We start from the raw sequence: 16,309 nt of genomic DNA on the forward strand, positions 1-16,309 counted from the left end.
AAAAGATGAGTGCAATACAGTACGTACACGCCAGACAAATTTTAGATTCACGCGGAAATCCAACAATCGAAGTAGATATTAAAACCGAAGACGGTGCTTTTGGAAGAGCTGCAGTTCCTTCAGGAGCTTCTACAGGTATCCATGAGGCGGTTGAACTTCGTGACGAAGATAAATCCGTTTATGTTGGTAAAGGAGTTTTAAAGGCAGTTGAGAACGTAAATAGAGCTATTGCTGAAGAATTGTGGGGCTTAGAAGTTTCAGAGCAAAACATGATTGATCGTTTAATGATAGAGTTAGACGGCACATCAAACAAAGGAAAATTAGGCGCCAATGCCATTTTAGGTGTTTCTATGGCAGTTGCTAAAGCAGCGGCTCAAGAAGCAGGCCTACCATTATATCGTTACATTGGGGGTGTCAACGCAAACACATTACCTGTGCCCATGATGAACATCTTGAATGGTGGTTCTCATGCTGATAACTCAATTGATTTCCAAGAATTCATGGTAATGCCAGCGAAAGCTGAGTCATTCTCGCATGCTTTGCGTATGGGAACCGAAGTTTTCCACGCATTGAAAGGGGTATTGAAATCAAAAGGCTATTCGACAAACGTAGGTGATGAAGGTGGTTTTGCACCAAACATCAAGTCGAACGAGGAAGCAATCGAAATCGTATTGCAATCAATCGAGAAAGCAGGTTACAAGCCAGGTGAAGAAATCTTCATCGCCATGGATGCTGCTGCTTCTGAATTCTATGATGAGAAAACAGGTCTTTATACCTTCAAAAAATCTGATGGTAAGCAATTGAACAACATGGAAATGGCTGCTTACTGGAAGACTTGGGCTGATAAATACCCAATCATTTCGATTGAAGATGGTATGGCAGAAGATGATTGGGCGGGCTGGGCTGAACAAACTAAATTGATCGGTTCGAAATGCCAACTAGTTGGTGATGATTTATTCGTTACTAACGTGAAGCGTTTACAAGAAGGTATTGAAAAAGGAGTAGCAAACGCTGTTTTAGTTAAAGTAAACCAAATCGGCTCTTTGACTGAAACGATTGATACGGTTAACTTAGCAAAACGTAATTCATATAAAAATATCATGTCACACCGTTCAGGGGAGACAGAAGATGCAACAATCGCCGACTTAGCTGTGGCATTGAACACGGGCCAAATCAAAACTGGTTCAGCATCTCGTTCTGACCGTATGGCTAAATACAACCAATTACTACGTATTGAAGAAGAATTGGGAGCGAATGCCTATTTCCCAGGATTAAATTTCTAAATAATACATGGAGCGTATTAAACAGCTTTTTTTGGGACCAAACCGGTTTTATTGGGTTTCAACTAGCATCCTTCTCGTATGGATGCTTGTTTTGGACTCCAATGATATAACCGTTCAGTTTCGTCTTTGGAATGAGTTACGACAGCTCGAAAATGAAAAAGTGTATTACCAACAAAAAAAGAAGGAACTCGAAAAAGAGCGCCGAATGGTTATCGGCAATCCATCCTTGTTGGAAAAATTTGCGCGTGAAAAATATCTGATGAAAAAACCCAAAGAAGATATTTTTGTGATTGTTGATGAAAATAATCAACCCATAGAACGCTAACAAAAAAGCCCTTCAATTGAAGGGCTTTTTTTATATCTTAATATCCTTACTTGAGATGGGAGACTTCTCGGCAGGGTTTCCTTTCCAAATACTCCAAGGATCCGTTTTTTGACGAGTTAAATTTGCCCCCATGGCAATTAATGTTCCCTCTCCTATCGTGGTTTGATCACGGATTGTAGCGTTCACTCCAATAAAACTATAATCCCCAACGTGACAACCACCAGATAGAACAACATGTGAAGTAAAAAATACATGATCCCCTATCGTACCATGATGACCAATATGGTTTCCAGACCATAAAACAACATTATTGCCAATCTTAACGTAAGGCTGAATAGTATTGTCTTCTAAAATAAAACAATTTTCACCAATCTGATCTGTCAAAACCGTCGCACGGGTACTGACATAAGAAATGTAAGAATAACCCTTTTCCAAACCTTGCTCATAGACCCGCGCCCGAACACGATTCATATTTTTCTCCGTCAATGGTGCAAAGAATTTGTATTCCGCTGGCGAATAAACCTGCTCAACAGTCTCAAATGGAACTAAAGGCAACCCATGAAAGATTGGCTCTTGAATGAAATCTTGCTCAACCGTAAATGCCACTACTTCATGTTCTGAATCGTTTTGCAAATAATAGAGTGCAAGTTCTGCAGTCCGCGTATTACCAAAAATGATAACTTTAGCCATAGATTACTTTAAAAGTTCAAAGGTAGAAAGAGAAACTCTAATTCCTCAACGTTGAAGAAAGTTATTTAGTAAATGGTCGCCAATTCAACAATATTTGCTTTAGGCCTCTAAATTTCCCGATTAAAACAAGGCAACACCTGTCATTTCTTTGGGTTGCGCTACTCCCATCAACTTTAAAATAGTAGGTGATACGTCGCCTAATTTGCCATTTTGCAGTTCTGGATGAAAATCATTGTCAACTAAAATACAAGGAACCAAGTTGGTTGAGTGCGCCGTGTTTGGAGATCCATCTTCATTCATCATTACATCCGCATTTCCATGATCCGCAATGATAATGAATGAGTATCCATGTGCTAAACCCGCCTTTACAACAGCCTCCGCACAGGAATCCACGGTTTCAACCGCCTTCACAACCGCTTCAAATACACCGGTATGCCCCACCATATCTGGATTCGCAAAATTCAAACAAACAAAATCAACCTCTTCTTTTTCCAATTCAGGAATTAAAGCATCGCGTAAATCTGCTGCCGACATTTCCGGCTGTAAATCGTACGTGGCGACTTTAGGTGAATTGCGCAAAATATTTTCTTGACCCTTAAACAATTGTTCACGACCACCTGAAAAGAAGAAGGTTACGTGTGGATATTTCTCCGTTTCAGCAATCCGAATTTGCTTTTTACCTGCGCCTTCTAACACTTCACCCATCGTCATAGGTAAATTCGAATCATTGAAAATCACCTTTACATTTTGGAATTCTTTATCGTATTCTGTCATCGTCAGATAATACAAATCCAATTTGTGCATATTTTCCTCGTGAAAATCCCGTTGTGTTAGGGCTTGCGTAATTTCACGACCACGATCCGTACGGAAGTTGAAACAAATCACCACATCTCCAGCTTGAATTTTTGCCAAAGGCATGCCATCAGCATCCGTCGCAATGATAGGTTTGATAAATTCGTCCGTCACACCCGCATCATAGCTAGCTTGAATAGCCGCCAAAACATCTTGTGTAGGCGTTCCTTCGGCGCCGACCATCGCATGGTAAGCCAAAGCAACACGTTCCCAACGGTTATCGCGGTCCATCGCAAAATAGCGACCCGTCACAGAGGCAACCGCTGTCCCTGTTTTCTTGGTATGCTTAACTAAATCGGTCATGAACTTCATGCCTGATTTAGGATCCGTATCACGCCCATCTGTAAACGCATGAACAAAAACATTAGACAAGCCTGCTTCAGAAGCAGATGTCAATAATGATTTAAGATGTTCGATGTGCGCATGAACACCGCCATCCGAAACCAGTCCCATGAAGTGAATAGATTTATTTTCTTTTTTAGCATAATCAAAAGCCTTGGCTAACTCTGGCTCTTGACCCAACGTATTTTCGCGTACTGCTTTATTAATGCGCACCAAATTCTGATAAACCACGCGGCCAGCTCCTAAATTCATGTGTCCCACTTCTGAATTGCCCATTTGGCCTTCAGGAAGTCCAACGGCCTCACCTGATGCTTCTAACTTCGAATGTGCATATTTTTTATACAAAGAGTCTACAAAAGGGGTCTTTGCTGCATCAATGGCGGAAACTTTTGGGTTGGTTGCGATTCCCCAACCATCTAAAATCATGAGAACGACTTTCTTATTCACTGGTAGTATATTTAATTATCGTGTAAAAATAGCCAAAAAGCTATAAACGCGCACGCATTTGTTTGGCTAATGCCAAAATATCCTCCCCTTCAATCGTTTTATTGGATGAGCCAAAAATAGAGACTTCCAACATCGCTTCGCCTAACTCTTGCAAGGTACATGCCATGCCGGGAGCAAGCTTGCGCAAAATCGGGAAAATCCAATTGATGTATTTATAAAAAGCCAATGCATTTTTCAATCCGGGAGTTGGCTTAATCATAGCAGGCCTGAAAGAATAATAGTCGCCAAAGCCTAAATTGGATAAGTCATTTTCTGTTTTACCTTTAACACGAGCCCATGCTAAACGGCTTTGTTCAGCCGAATCGGTTCCTGATCCAGAAATATAACTAAAGGACATATGGGGATTTTCATCGTGTAGGATTTTGGCGAAGCCTAAAGTAAGATCATACGTTTTTTGTTTGTATTCGTCGGCATTCATCCCCACTGAAGAAACCCCTAAGCAAAACAAGCAAGCATCATAGCCTTTAATTGTTTCACGCATTTGCTCCGGTTTTAAAAAATCAGGAAGTAGATATTCTTTAACTTTTGGATGGCTTATTCCGCAAGGTTTGCGATTAATAACAAGTATTTGTCCAACAAAAGGGGATTGAATTGCCTCATGTAGAACACCTTCTCCTACCATCCCTGTGGCACCCGTAATGATTAATTGTTTTTGTAAATTTTCCATCGTAGAATTGAATAATATTTAAATCTATTTATGACTTCGAGAAGAAATTTCCTCCAACAAGCCGGTTTGGCAACAGCTGCCAGCAGCCTTTTACCTAATGCAAAAACGTCCATGACCTTCATTCACCACGTCTTGTTTTGGGCAAAAAACCCAAGTAATGAAGCCGAAAAGGCTCAATTATTAGCGGCTTTAAAACAATTAGGCACCCTCCCTATGATTCAAACAGCACACGTGGGAAGGCCTATTGTCACGGAATTTGATAAAGGGGCAACGGATGGAAGTTATACCTTTTCTGTCGTATTGGTATTTGAAAATGCGACAAAAGAATCTGAATATCTCTACCATCCCTTGCATAAAAAGTTCATTGATGACAACAAACACCTCTGGGGAAAAGTTCAAGTCATAGATTCTGAATTAATCTAAAATAGTCAAAAAGCGAATTGACTCGTTTCGGAAGAGGCCTTACATTTAGGGCATGAAACCACATACCCGAAAATTATATCAATTGGCACGTGCTAAATTACATTTGGGTGAGCAAGATGGCATCAAGTTTATTGATGGTATCCAGGCGGAAGTTCAAGGGTCTACGCAAGATTTTGTAAATAAAGATTTTGTACGCCAAACGGTTGCGGAGGCGAAAAGCGAACTAGTCAAGTGGATGTTTATTTTTTGGGTAGGGCAAGGTGCTGTGACTTATATGATTGTATCGCTACTGATGAAAAACTGATAAATAATGGGCTATTCTGGTTTCGAATTGACTCTTCGATCAAGTAAGTATAGATTTATCACATGGAAGCGAAATCAATTCAATTGTATCAATTAGCGCATAAAAAACTCCACTTGGGGGAAAAGGAGGCTATGGAATTTGTGGATGTTATTCAAGATACGATTGAGGGCCGGACCATAAATTTTGTTACGAAGGAATACTTGGATGTTCGACTTATGGAGTTGGAACTAAAAATATTAATGAAGATTTCCGAGACAGAAAAAAATATTCTTCGTTGGATGTTTACCTATTGGATTGGGCAACTAGCGGTAATGGTCGGATTTTTATATCTTTTTGTCAAGCACTAGGCCTTACGTTTCGCGAGGACAAACATCCCTACAACAGAAATAATTAGCATACCTAAACTGGCAACATCCTGCCAGCGAAGCATCTCGGGGTGATTCAGTAGATTAGCCCATGATGCCGCCTGGGTACCGGTCCATAAAGCAACTAAGGTTCTTGGAAGCATCCCCAATGTACCCCCAATAAAAAATTGCCGCAATGGAACTCCCAAAAATGCCATTAAGGCATTGGTGATGGCGAAAGGAAATACGGGAGATAGTCGGGCCAAAAACACCCAAGCAAAAGATTGTGCCTGGACATTTGCTAAAAATTTACCTGCCTTAAATTTCACACGAATCAATTCAATCAATGCCTCCCCCTTCATCTGTCGTGCCATAAAATAACCCAGTAAGGAAGCAATGGCATAGGCTATTATCAGTGGCAGCAAACCCGCCCATCCCCACACATAACCTGTAAATAGAGCAAAAAAGGTCGTAGGACAAAGGGCTAATCCCATGATGAAAATGGCTGAAATCCAGAAAAGAATTAATTCAACCGTGGAGAAACGAATGAAAAAGTCAGGATTTGCTAAGGCAAAATAGCCGAGGAAAAGACTAAATAGAACAGGTAATGCGCCCATCCAAATCAGGTATACTATTTCAAGAAGAATCCGACGGTTTGTAGGCATAGGGCCAACAAATATACGCTTCTTTTCATAATCCAAGCCCTTTTGCCTACCTTTACAGGGCATTTTGCCCTTTTAAATTTGTCCATGGAAATCGCAATCATCAAATACAACGCCGGAAATGTGCAATCGGTCATGTACGCCCTGGACAGAATTGGGATGAAATATCAATGGACTGATGATGAAAAGGTGATTCAATCTGCGGATAAAGTCATCTTTCCTGGAGTAGGCGAAGCAAGCACGGCTATGGCTTACCTGCGCGAAAAGGGACTAGATCAATTAATTCCGTCCTTAAAACAACCTGTATTAGCAACCTGTATAGGTATGCAATTGTTGTGTCGCGAGTCAGAAGAAAACAATACGACTTGCATGGGCGTTTTTGATGTGCCAGTGAAGCGATTTATTAGCTCCGATTTGAAAATACCACATATTGGTTGGAATTCAATCCAAGCTTTTGGTGAAAATATCCTAATGGAAGGACTCAAAAAAGAAGAATACGTGTATTTTGTTCACTCGTTTTACGCACCCGTAAATCCTTATACTACAGCTTCTTGCGATTATGTGCAACCTTTTTCTGCCATGTTGCAAAAAGACAATTTTTACGCGGCACAATTCCACGCAGAAATTTCGGGTATGGCAGGTCAAAAAATCATCCAAAACTTCTTAGCGCTTTAATCTATGTTTCAACTCATTCCAGCCATTGATATTATTGGAGGACAATGCGTTCGATTAACGCAAGGAGATTACCAACAAAAGAAGGTATATAGTTCTGACCCCTTAGAAATTGCAAAAGCATTTGAAGGAGCCGGAATCCAACGTTTGCATTTAGTCGATTTGGATGGGGCAAAAGCTAAAGAGATTGTAAATGCAGCCGTTTTAGAACGCATCGCATCAAATACATCCCTTCATATTGATTTTGGAGGAGGGGTACAATCCGACGAGATGATTGACCGTGCATTTTCAGCTGGTGCAGCTCAAATTACGGCTGGGAGTATTGCCGTACGAAATCCGGAACTCGTTCATGGTTGGTTTCATAAATACGGCACCGATAAAATCATCTTAGGAGCAGATGCACACAATGAACAAATTGCGGTGTCTGGTTGGCAAGAAAATTCCAACATTTCAATCTTTGATTTCCTAACGGATTATCAAACAGCAGGTGCTCAATACGTTATTTCTACGGATGTCGCGAAGGATGGTTTATTGCAAGGCCCAAGCTTTGATTTGTATGAAAAAATTCAGGCGAATAATCCGGGATTAAAGATTATTGCAAGTGGCGGGGTTGCCAATATGCAAGATTTAGAACAATTGCGTGCGATGAATTTATTCGGGGTGATTGTGGGAAAAGCCTTTTATGAGGGGCGCATTACACTAGAAGATTTAGCCACCTTTGCCAAAGAATCGCTATGCTAACGAAACGAATAATTCCCTGTTTAGATATTAAGGAAGGTCGAACGGTGAAAGGCACCAACTTTGTGGATTTGCGTGACGCGGGAGATCCAGTAGAATTGGGGGCATTGTATGCAGAACAGGGGGCTGATGAATTGGTTTTCTTGGATATTACGGCTACGGTCGACAACCGAAAAACCTTGGTTAACTTGGTTCGCGAGGTGGCACGGAATGTCAATATCCCATTTACAGTGGGAGGTGGAATTAGTAGCATTGAAGATGTTTCGGCATTACTTAATGCAGGTGCAGATAAAGTATCCATTAATTCGTCGGCTGTTCGTCGGCCGAAATTAGTAGATGAACTCGCCTTGCAATTTGGTTCACAATGCATCATTGTTGCCATCGATACGCGATTCGTAGATGGGAATGACTGGGTGCATACGCACGGTGGAAGAAACATTACTGAAATACAGACGATGGCGTGGGCCAAAGAAGTGGAATCGCGCGGCGCAGGTGAAATATTATTGACTTCTATGGATGCCGATGGGACAAAGGCTGGATTTGCAAACGACTTGACATGTCGGGTTTCATTGCAATCATCAATCCCAATAATCGCTTCAGGTGGAGCGGGGACAATGGAGCACTTTTATGAGGTATTTACGGAAGGGAAAGCGGATGCTGGTTTGGCAGCGAGCATCTTCCACTTCAAAGAAATTGAGATTATCGAATTGAAAAAATACTTGGCGAGCAAAGGAATTCCGATGCGGATATACTAATTTAACCTTATGAGTTTACAACCTGATTTTTCTAAAGGACTTATTCCTGCTGTTATTCAAGATGCACAGACGCTTAAGGTTTTGATGCTTGGATACATGAACGAAGAAGCATATACGAAAACACAAGCCGAAAAGCGTGTCACCTTTTTTTCACGCTCAAAGAATCGCCTTTGGACGAAAGGCGAAACTTCTGAAAATTACTTGGATGTAGTCCGCGTTTCTGTTGATTGCGATCAAGACACCATTTTAATCCAAGTAAATCCGGCTGGGCCAACTTGCCATACAGGAGCCGATACTTGTTTTAATGAATCAAATACCGATAATGCAGCCTGGCTAGATCACTTGAAACACATTATTCGATCTCGTAAAAATGCCTCCGCAGACACTTCTTACACGGCATCATTATTCGAAATGGGCACGCATAAAGTTGCCCAAAAAGTAGGCGAAGAAGCGGTTGAATTAGTGATTGAAGCCATGATGAATAATGATGAATTGTTTAAAGGGGAAGCCGCTGATTTAATTTTCCACTTATTGGTTTTATTAGAAGATCGCGGAATCGGATTGGAAGAAATCGTTAAGACATTACAAGCTAGACACCAGAAATAACATGATTGGATTTATCATTCGTTACATCATCATTGCCGGCGTGGTATTAATCATTCCACGCTATTTAAAAGGTATCACAGTCGATGGATTTACTACGGCATTCATTGTTGCCTTAGCTATGGGATTTCTAAATTCCTTCGTTAAACCTATCCTGAAAATTATCAGTTTCCCGATAACATTTTTGACTTTAGGTCTATTTTCTTTGGTTATTACCGTTGCAATGGTTTACATCGTCGAAGCCTACGTTGACGGATTTAAGGTCAATGGATTCATTGCACCTTTGATTTTCAGTTTTGTGATTGGTATTACAAACTCCTTCGTCGGTCTATTCACTAAATAATCCCCCTTACCTTTGGCAATCCTCCAAGGTTTGCCAAAGGTACAAGTTGATTAATAATTTTAAACGGTAGATGTCAATTTTATCAAAAAATTGAAGACTGTAATTCCTTGAATTCTACTAACTTCGTGATATACTGACGGGGTCAGGAACCACCAGAAGCGTATAATAAGACCTATTTCAAAATGAAGAAATTACTAGCCCTTATCTTGCTAAATATCGTATGCCCGTTGGCATTAATTGGCCAACAATTAATGCCCCAACCGCAAAAAATTGAATTCTCACCCGGAAAATTACGCCTAGCAAAAACGGGTACGTTATTGGTTGAAGGAACAAATGACTACAGCACGATAAAGGCAGCCAATCGAGCGGCAGAACGTTTCAAAAAATTAAGTGGTGAACCGCTTGGGGGGAAGGTTAAAATTCACTCCCTTGTCAAAAAAGGAAATGAAGAATATCACCTACGAATCAGCCAAGATGGTATTTACATTGTATCAGGAGGGCCTATAGCAAATAATTGGGCATTTGAAACCTTGACCCAATTACTCCAAAAAGATGCAAAAGGTAGCTATTTACCTTATGTGGAGATACATGATTTTCCGGCGTTCAAATGGCGTGGGATGATGGTGGATGTCGCCCGTCATTTTATTCCCTTGAATGTATTGAAGCGAAATGTGGATGCCATGGCTGCCGCTAAAATGAACATGCTTCACCTCCACTTAAGTGACGATGAAGGTTTTCGGATTGAATCAAAAGTCTTTCCAAAACTTCATCAAATGGGCTCCAACGGAAAATACTATACCCAAGAGGAAATCCAAGATCTTGTCAACTATTGTTCTGATCGTGGCATTATGGTCTATCCGGAATTTGACTTACCTGGTCACAGTCAAAGTTGGTTTGCAGGCTATCCTGAATTAGCCAGTGAGGAAAAAATCTACCAACCCGGACCTCGATTTAACGTGTCGGTGGATAAACCTCTAAACACCATGCAAATCATGCAAATGATGGCAACGGCTTCCTTGCCAACCATTGACCCGAGCAAGGAGTTAACTTATGAATTTTTAGATGCCTTGATCGCAGAAATGAAGTTCCTATTCCCTTCTGGATTCATACATTGGGGCATAGATGAGAGCAATGGGGTAGCATGGAAAAATAATCCGAAAATTGTTGCCTTCATGGCGGCGAATAATATGGCAAATACACATGAATTGCAGGATTATTTCTTACAGCGAGTGAATAAGATTGCTAAAAAATACGAGCTAAGGTCGATAGTTTGGGAAGAGGCATTCAATGAAAAAACACCTAAAGATGTCATCATTCAGCCTTGGAAACCCGGCATGATGGGACCTAGCGTCGGTATTGACGCCATTCAAAAAAATGGAAACGAGGGAATCCTATCAAGAGGGTTTTACTTAGATACATTCTTACCCGCTCATTATCATTATGAAAATAAAGAAATCACACAAACCAGTCCATGGAGAGGGGGTGAAGCTGCCATTTGGTCGGAAATTGTGGACGAAAATGTATTTGAAGGTCGGGTATGGCCACGTGCGTTGGCTATTGGAGAGCGCCTATGGACTAATCCAGAAAAAAGCGATGTAGATAATATGTACACCCGTTTGTTTCATGTGGAGAACTATTTATCCAAACTCGGATTACAATCTAGCCATGGGAAAAAATTGGCAATTTCAAATAACCCTCTACTAAAAGATTTTTTATCCATTTTAACACCAATTCGAGGCTACAAACGATTGATGAGCGAGATGACAGTCCCACTTGAAAAAAGACCTACCGCATTTACCGAACTTCGCGATGTTATGCCATCTGATTCTAAAGAAGCCTTTGAGTTTAGAATGAAAGTGAAAGCCTATTTACTAGATGGTAAAAAAGAGCCTATTCAAAAGGAATTAAATAAGTGGGCTAGAATCAATGCCAATACCATACCAAACCTGCAACCTTTAGCTGAAAACCTCTCTAAGATCAGTCAAAAAACCCTACTTTTCCTCGATAATTCTGACTCCGCTTTGAAACAAGTACTATTAGATGAAATCAAATCTTCTAGAAAGCCTTCCGGTAGTTTAGAGGTTGGCATTTGGGATGAGATTGAAGCCATTGTTTCGGGCCAACTCAAGGATCGCCCGACCAACTTCCCTTTATTTTGAAATTAAAGTACCCAGCAGTTTAAAAAGAAAGGTTTAAAAACGAATCAAGATGAAAAATATCCTAATAGCCTTGCTTGTACTGTGCATGAGTGGAACAGTTTTGGCAAAAGGCCAGCTCCCTCGTACGATTGTAACGACAGATGGAGAAATAGATGATGTGGATACGTTCATCCGCATGTTATTGTATTCGAATGAATACCATTTAGAGGGTTTGGTATATTCGAGTTCCATGTGGCATTACAAAGGTGATGGAAAGGGGACCAAATTTACCTCTGAAATGGAAATGACGCGCAAGATGTATGGCTCGAAAACAGATTTGCGCTGGCCCGGTGTGCATTGGATTCAAGACTTATTGGAAGCCTATGCACAGGTGCATCCAAATCTGATTTTGCATGACAAAAACTACCCAGCACCTGCATATTTATCAAGCTTAGTCAAAGTGGGCAACATTGATTTTGAGGGTGAAATGGAGCAAGTAACAGAAGGGTCTGACTGGATCAAAACCAAACTTTTAGACAAAAATCCAGAACCTATTTATTTGCAAGCCTGGGGAGGTACTAATACAATAGCCCGGGCGTTGAAGTCAATCGAGGAACAATATGCTGCTGATAAAAATTGGCCTACTATAAAAGCCAAAATTTCGAACAAAGCAATCATTTATACCGTGATGGATCAAGATGCGACCTACAAAAAATACATCGGAGTGCATTGGCCAGAAATTCGCGTATTCTACAATGCGCATCAATTTGGCAGTTTAGCGTATCCATGGAAACGTATAATGCCCAAAGCCGTACAGCCTTATTTCGAAGGAGCTTACATGGCGAATAAGATCATTTTGGACCACGGACCCTTGCTAAAAATGTACTATTCCTACGGAGATGGTCAAAAACAGGCTGGCGACGATGAGCATATTCACGGGGATCCTACCAAGCTGATAAACGCACAATGGGGAACATTTACCCCATATGACTTCATTTCAGAAGGAGATTCTCCGGCCTTTCTGCATCTGGTGGATGTTGGGCTAAATAATTTAAATAATACTTCCTATGGTGGTTGGGGAGGGCGTTTTGTAGCCTCCGAAGGAAATCCATACCGCTATGAGGACAGTGAAAAAGCAGCAGATTTTAACCCAGAGACGGGGAAATATGATGTCAATTATTCCCAAACAAGGTGGTTGATTGCCGCACAGGAAGACTTCGCTGCAAGGGCAGATTGGTGTGTGAAATCATATAAAAATGCTAATCATCCGCCTCAAATTACGGTTAAAGAGGGAATGTTTTTGACGGCAAATCCCGGCCAAGAGCTCTTGATAAATATTGAAACACGTGATCCAGATCGGAATGGAATTACACTAAAAGCTTGGGCGTATCCAGAAGCAGGTTCTGGCAGGGCAGGTGTGGCACTTGGCGGAAAAATGGCAACCCTATCCATTCCGAATTCCGCAAAAAAAGGAGATACCTTCCATGTCGTAGTTGAAGGAACGGATAATGGAATCCCTGCTTTGACGCGCTACCGCCGAGTTGTCATCCAAATCCGTTAGATACCTTCGAATTCCCCTCGCTCTAGGTTTTTACGAACTTTCCCAGCTTCAAAAATTTTACCATTCATGGAAATATAAACGCCTGGAGGGAGAATTTGAACAAATGCGAGTGCACTTCCTAGATTAAACATCCCATCGGAAGAACCAAATTTATATGGGATCATGGCGCCGGTTAAAACAATCGTTTTATCTGAGATTTGGTTTGCCAAAAATTCTGCTGTTTGCGTCATGGTGTCTGTACCATGCGTAATGAGGATGCGGTCGCTAGATGCTTTTGCGCAAGCTTGCTGGATTTTCGCGCGCTCATTTTGGGTAAATTCAAGCGAGTCCTTCATGAAAAGTGTTTCAATCTGCAGGTCGAGTCTACTGCGCCCTTTTTCGAGCATTTCTTGAAGATGAGTTTCTTTGAAGTAGAGTGAGCCATCAAGTTCATTGTATTCCTTGTCAAAGGTTCCTCCGGTGACTAATATTTGAATCATTTTAGTTTAATTTGTCGATGAATGTTTAAAACTACATGGTCCAAATACAAATTGCAACAACAGAACAGGAATTAGTAGGCATATTAAACCTGCAAAAAGCCAATTTAAGAAAAAACATCTCGGATGAAGAAGCCCTAAGTCAAGGCTTTTTAATGGCTGAATATGACTTAGCCTTTTTGCAGAAATTAAATGAAGCAAGCCCCGGTATTATTGCCAAAGATGGAGATGCCGTGGTCGGATACAGTTTGGTGGCTTTACCCGAAACGGCTCGCCAACATCCCTTATTGGCAGATTTAGTTCAGAACATCGAGCGATGTGTATATCGTGGAAATCCCATCGAAAATTATGCGATCGTCGCTCAATTATGTGTGTCAAAGGATTATCGGGGTCAGAATTTGGTCCAAAAACTTTACGGGAATTTTCGGGATTATTATGTTGATCAATACACGTATTGCGTGACTGATGTGGCTCAAGCGAATGCCCGCTCGTTAAAGGCACACAAAAAACGGGGTTTTCAAGTGATCGATACCTTGTCCTATGGAGGAATCGGATGGGATATTGTGTTGTGGGATTGGAATTAGGTAGATCCTACTGAATCCGATGTAACAGCATGACACTTAAAATACTCCGATCGTAATAATTTAAGTTTGGCCGCTGCTGAAAAGCATGCAAATATCCCACATCAGCGCTTAGATTATTTAAAATTGGGATACTTAGGCCCACAAACATGCGATGCTGATCTAAAACGTTTTCCGGGTTTTCTTGACCCGCGTTTAACAAGATCTCTGTATTAATCTTTCCTTGAATACTTTTTACTAATGGGAATAGCGCCTGAATGCGGTAACGAAATCGATAATTGCTCAAATTCACCGCTTCTGTTAGCTGGGTCCGACTGGCATCAGTCCCACGATTAAACCGCATCTCGGAACGAAAACGGTGATCGATACGAAATGCCGCCCAATCATGTTTATAAACCACATCCGCATGTGGACGGTATTCCGGAATGGCTAATCGGTTAGTTGTATGTGGATCATTGGGTGTATTTAAAAAAAGCGCCGCACCCGCTGAAAAATCCCAATTTTCACCAACAACCCGGTGAAGGTGAGCGCGAAAAGCATGTTGATGATGAACGAGCGGGTCTACAAAATGCCTCGTGTGCACTTCTCCCTGCACAAACCACTGATTATTAATTGGATAAGCTAAATAATACCCGTACCAAACCTGCGATTGATGCTCAATTTTCTGTTGGGCAAACAGCCCAAACAGTGGAAACAAAAAGAAAAATAAACTCTTCATTCCACAAAGATAAATTTTATTCTATAAAAACGATAGATTAAATATAGATATAATTTTACCTAGCGAAAAATTAGTTAAATAGTACGTATGCGACCGCAAGTGTCACAAAGACATTAAACAACTGCGCGATTAAAAAAGCGTATAAAGGCTTCTTCCCTTCTTTCGAAAACAAGTCTGAAAACTTCGTTTCCAAACCGATACTCGTGAATGCCAAAGCAAACCACAATCCCTGCAACGATTTGAAACCTCCCTTTACCTCATCGATGGTCTCCGAGGAAATCACGAAGGAGAAAAGCAACGATGCGGCAATAAAGCCTATAACGAACTTAGGAAAGCGCTCCCAAATAACGGCGACAGTTGGCTTGGATTCCTTCACGGTTGCCGACTGGTTATTGGTCATTGTCCAATAGATCGAGATGGCAAATGCAGCAAATCCCAAAAGTACGTTTTGCGAGAATTTCACAATCGTCGAAATCTTCAAGGCCTCCTCGCCCACCATCGTTCCCGAAGCAATGACTGCTCCCGTCGTATCGATGGTACCGCCTAACCAAGCACCCGTCACCTCTTGTGATAGACCTAAGGCCTGAGCGATTAATGGCAAGAAAATGATCATCGGGATAGCCGTGATTAAGACAATCGAAATCACGTAAGAAAGCTTTTTCGAATCTCCCTTGATCGCGCCTGAGGTTGCAATCGCAGCAGAAACACCACAAATAGACACCGCACTCGATATCATAATGGCAAACTCTTCGTCGATGCCCATTTTTTTGGAAACCCAAAAAGCAAAGTACCACACCGAAATAACCACCACCAAAGCTTGAATTAAACCGAGCGATCCTGCTTTCAAAATGTCCCCAAAAATCACACTCGTACCCAATAAGATCAAACCAATTTTTACGAATAATTCCGTCGAAAGTGTTTCCGTTAACCAGGCCGGTAAGGTGAAGAAATTGCTTAACAACAATCCAATTGTTAAGCTAAAGATCACCGCTTCCAGATTCCAATTTTTTAAAAATGCATTGCCTGCTAAAATTAGCGCAAGGCTGGTTAACACAAAAACAATGGGAAATCCTTGCGCAGTGCCCTTTATTGACTTGCCGAGTAACCGTGCGGATAGGAGTGCAATGGCATACGTTATACCAAATACCTGTACCAATTTTAAAAGATTTTTGCCCGAAAGTACCATTTCTGTCAGTTCGGATGTCGTTTCCCAGCCGAAAGATGGGGTAGGTATCAGAATACCAAGAAGTGCGATAATAATGAGAAAAAATCCAAGAAAAACGACCGTCCAATCCTCTGTAAGTAGTTGTTTGTTAGCTATCATG

Annotated in this window: 20 protein-coding genes; 13 read left to right on the forward strand and 7 right to left on the reverse strand. The window is 41.2% G+C overall.

The annotated features are described in order from the left end of the window. Positions 1 to 5: 5 nt before the first annotated feature. Together eno and ACIQZ2_RS03815 are read left to right on the forward strand one after the other, a co-directional pair. The gene (gene eno, locus ACIQZ2_RS03810) at positions 6 to 1,283 is read left to right on the forward strand and encodes a phosphopyruvate hydratase (protein WP_377977410.1); all 1,278 of its coding nucleotides are present in this window, start codon (positions 6 to 8) and stop codon (positions 1,281 to 1,283) included. A gap of 7 nt (positions 1,284 to 1,290) precedes the next feature. Continuing rightward, entirely contained in the window at positions 1,291 to 1,608 is a 318-nt protein-coding gene (locus ACIQZ2_RS03815; RefSeq protein ID WP_395767515.1) for a septum formation initiator family protein, read from the forward strand. 30 nt (positions 1,609 to 1,638) lie between these two features. Here ACIQZ2_RS03815 and ACIQZ2_RS03820 read toward each other — a convergent pair whose 3' ends face one another. The 3 genes from ACIQZ2_RS03820 to ACIQZ2_RS03830 form a co-directional block, all read right to left on the reverse strand. Then, the gene (locus ACIQZ2_RS03820; RefSeq protein ID WP_395767516.1) at positions 1,639 to 2,298 is read right to left on the reverse strand and encodes an acetyltransferase; all 660 of its coding nucleotides are present in this window, start codon (positions 2,296 to 2,298) and stop codon (positions 1,639 to 1,641) included. Positions 2,299 to 2,418: 120 nt separating this feature from the next. After that, positions 2,419 to 3,939 (reverse strand): 2,3-bisphosphoglycerate-independent phosphoglycerate mutase, encoded by a 1,521-nt coding sequence (gpmI, locus tag ACIQZ2_RS03825; RefSeq protein ID WP_395767517.1) that lies wholly within the window; start codon positions 3,937 to 3,939, stop codon positions 2,419 to 2,421. A gap of 40 nt (positions 3,940 to 3,979) precedes the next feature. Then, complete coding sequence (locus tag ACIQZ2_RS03830) at positions 3,980 to 4,666, reverse strand: epimerase (RefSeq protein ID WP_395767518.1); 687 nt, start codon at positions 4,664 to 4,666, stop codon at positions 3,980 to 3,982. 30 nt (positions 4,667 to 4,696) lie between these two features. On the opposite strand from ACIQZ2_RS03830, the gene ACIQZ2_RS03835 reads away from it, so the two are divergent. The 3 genes from ACIQZ2_RS03835 (at position 4,697) to ACIQZ2_RS03845 (ending at position 5,740) form a co-directional block, all read left to right on the forward strand. After that, positions 4,697 to 5,089, forward strand: coding sequence for a Dabb family protein (locus ACIQZ2_RS03835; RefSeq protein WP_395767519.1), 393 nt, complete (start codon positions 4,697 to 4,699; stop codon positions 5,087 to 5,089). Between the two features lie 52 nt (positions 5,090 to 5,141). Further along, positions 5,142 to 5,393 (forward strand): hypothetical protein, encoded by a 252-nt coding sequence (locus ACIQZ2_RS03840; protein ID WP_395767520.1) that lies wholly within the window; start codon positions 5,142 to 5,144, stop codon positions 5,391 to 5,393. Positions 5,394 to 5,455: 62 nt separating this feature from the next. Next, positions 5,456 to 5,740, forward strand: coding sequence for a hypothetical protein (locus ACIQZ2_RS03845; RefSeq protein WP_395767521.1), 285 nt, complete (start codon positions 5,456 to 5,458; stop codon positions 5,738 to 5,740). Here ACIQZ2_RS03845 and ACIQZ2_RS03850 read toward each other — a convergent pair. Continuing rightward, complete coding sequence (locus tag ACIQZ2_RS03850; protein ID WP_395767522.1) at positions 5,737 to 6,402, reverse strand: TVP38/TMEM64 family protein; 666 nt, start codon at positions 6,400 to 6,402, stop codon at positions 5,737 to 5,739. The genes ACIQZ2_RS03845 and ACIQZ2_RS03850 overlap by 4 nt on opposite strands. 84 nt (positions 6,403 to 6,486) lie before the next feature. Between ACIQZ2_RS03850 and hisH the strand changes: the two genes are divergently transcribed. The 7 genes from hisH (at position 6,487) to ACIQZ2_RS03885 (ending at position 13,209) form a co-directional block, all read left to right on the forward strand. Beyond that, entirely contained in the window at positions 6,487 to 7,074 is a 588-nt protein-coding gene (gene hisH, locus ACIQZ2_RS03855; protein ID WP_395767523.1) for an imidazole glycerol phosphate synthase subunit HisH, read from the forward strand. Positions 7,075 to 7,077: 3 nt separating this feature from the next. Continuing rightward, positions 7,078 to 7,812: a 1-(5-phosphoribosyl)-5-[(5-phosphoribosylamino)methylideneamino]imidazole-4-carboxamide isomerase gene (gene hisA, locus ACIQZ2_RS03860; protein WP_395767524.1), complete on the forward strand. Its 735-nt coding sequence runs from the start codon at positions 7,078 to 7,080 to the stop codon at positions 7,810 to 7,812. Then, positions 7,806 to 8,564, forward strand: coding sequence for an imidazole glycerol phosphate synthase subunit HisF (hisF, locus tag ACIQZ2_RS03865; RefSeq protein ID WP_395767525.1), 759 nt, complete (start codon positions 7,806 to 7,808; stop codon positions 8,562 to 8,564). The genes hisA and hisF overlap by 7 nt, the downstream gene beginning before the upstream one ends. 9 nt (positions 8,565 to 8,573) lie before the next feature. Then, positions 8,574 to 9,170, forward strand: a complete 597-nt coding sequence (gene hisIE / locus ACIQZ2_RS03870) for a bifunctional phosphoribosyl-AMP cyclohydrolase/phosphoribosyl-ATP diphosphatase HisIE (protein WP_395767526.1) — start codon at positions 8,574 to 8,576, stop codon at positions 9,168 to 9,170. 1 nt (position 9,171) lies between these two features. After that, complete coding sequence (locus ACIQZ2_RS03875; protein WP_395767527.1) at positions 9,172 to 9,510, forward strand: phage holin family protein; 339 nt, start codon at positions 9,172 to 9,174, stop codon at positions 9,508 to 9,510. Between the two features lie 182 nt (positions 9,511 to 9,692). Further along, positions 9,693 to 11,669 carry a beta-N-acetylhexosaminidase gene (locus ACIQZ2_RS03880; RefSeq protein ID WP_395767528.1) on the forward strand — a complete coding sequence of 659 codons (1,977 nt, stop codon included), beginning with the start codon at positions 9,693 to 9,695 and terminating at the stop codon, positions 11,667 to 11,669. 49 nt (positions 11,670 to 11,718) lie between these two features. Continuing rightward, positions 11,719 to 13,209: a DUF1593 domain-containing protein gene (locus ACIQZ2_RS03885; protein ID WP_395767529.1), complete on the forward strand. Its 1,491-nt coding sequence runs from the start codon at positions 11,719 to 11,721 to the stop codon at positions 13,207 to 13,209. Here ACIQZ2_RS03885 and ACIQZ2_RS03890 read toward each other — a convergent pair. Then, positions 13,206 to 13,688 (reverse strand): asparaginase domain-containing protein, encoded by a 483-nt coding sequence (locus ACIQZ2_RS03890; RefSeq protein ID WP_395767530.1) that lies wholly within the window; start codon positions 13,686 to 13,688, stop codon positions 13,206 to 13,208. The two genes, ACIQZ2_RS03885 and ACIQZ2_RS03890, sit on opposite strands and share 4 nt — an antisense overlap. A 35-nt stretch (positions 13,689 to 13,723) precedes the next feature. Between ACIQZ2_RS03890 and ACIQZ2_RS03895 the strand changes: the two genes are divergently transcribed. Continuing rightward, positions 13,724 to 14,269: a GNAT family N-acetyltransferase gene (locus ACIQZ2_RS03895; RefSeq protein ID WP_395767531.1), complete on the forward strand. Its 546-nt coding sequence runs from the start codon at positions 13,724 to 13,726 to the stop codon at positions 14,267 to 14,269. A 7-nt stretch (positions 14,270 to 14,276) separates the two neighbouring features. Here ACIQZ2_RS03895 and ACIQZ2_RS03900 read toward each other — a convergent pair whose 3' ends face one another. Both ACIQZ2_RS03900 and ACIQZ2_RS03905 read right to left on the reverse strand, forming a co-directional pair. Further along, a complete protein-coding gene (locus tag ACIQZ2_RS03900; protein ID WP_395767532.1) occupies positions 14,277 to 14,984 on the reverse strand; it encodes a DUF2490 domain-containing protein in 708 nt (235 codons plus the stop codon). A 70-nt stretch (positions 14,985 to 15,054) separates the two neighbouring features. Further along, positions 15,055 to 16,308 carry a YeiH family protein gene (locus ACIQZ2_RS03905; RefSeq protein ID WP_395767533.1) on the reverse strand — a complete coding sequence of 418 codons (1,254 nt, stop codon included), beginning with the start codon at positions 16,306 to 16,308 and terminating at the stop codon, positions 15,055 to 15,057. Position 16,309 lies beyond the last annotated feature (1 nt).

The organism is Aquirufa sp. (assembly GCF_044342065.1).
GTDB lineage: Bacteria > Bacteroidota > Bacteroidia > Cytophagales > Spirosomataceae > Aquirufa.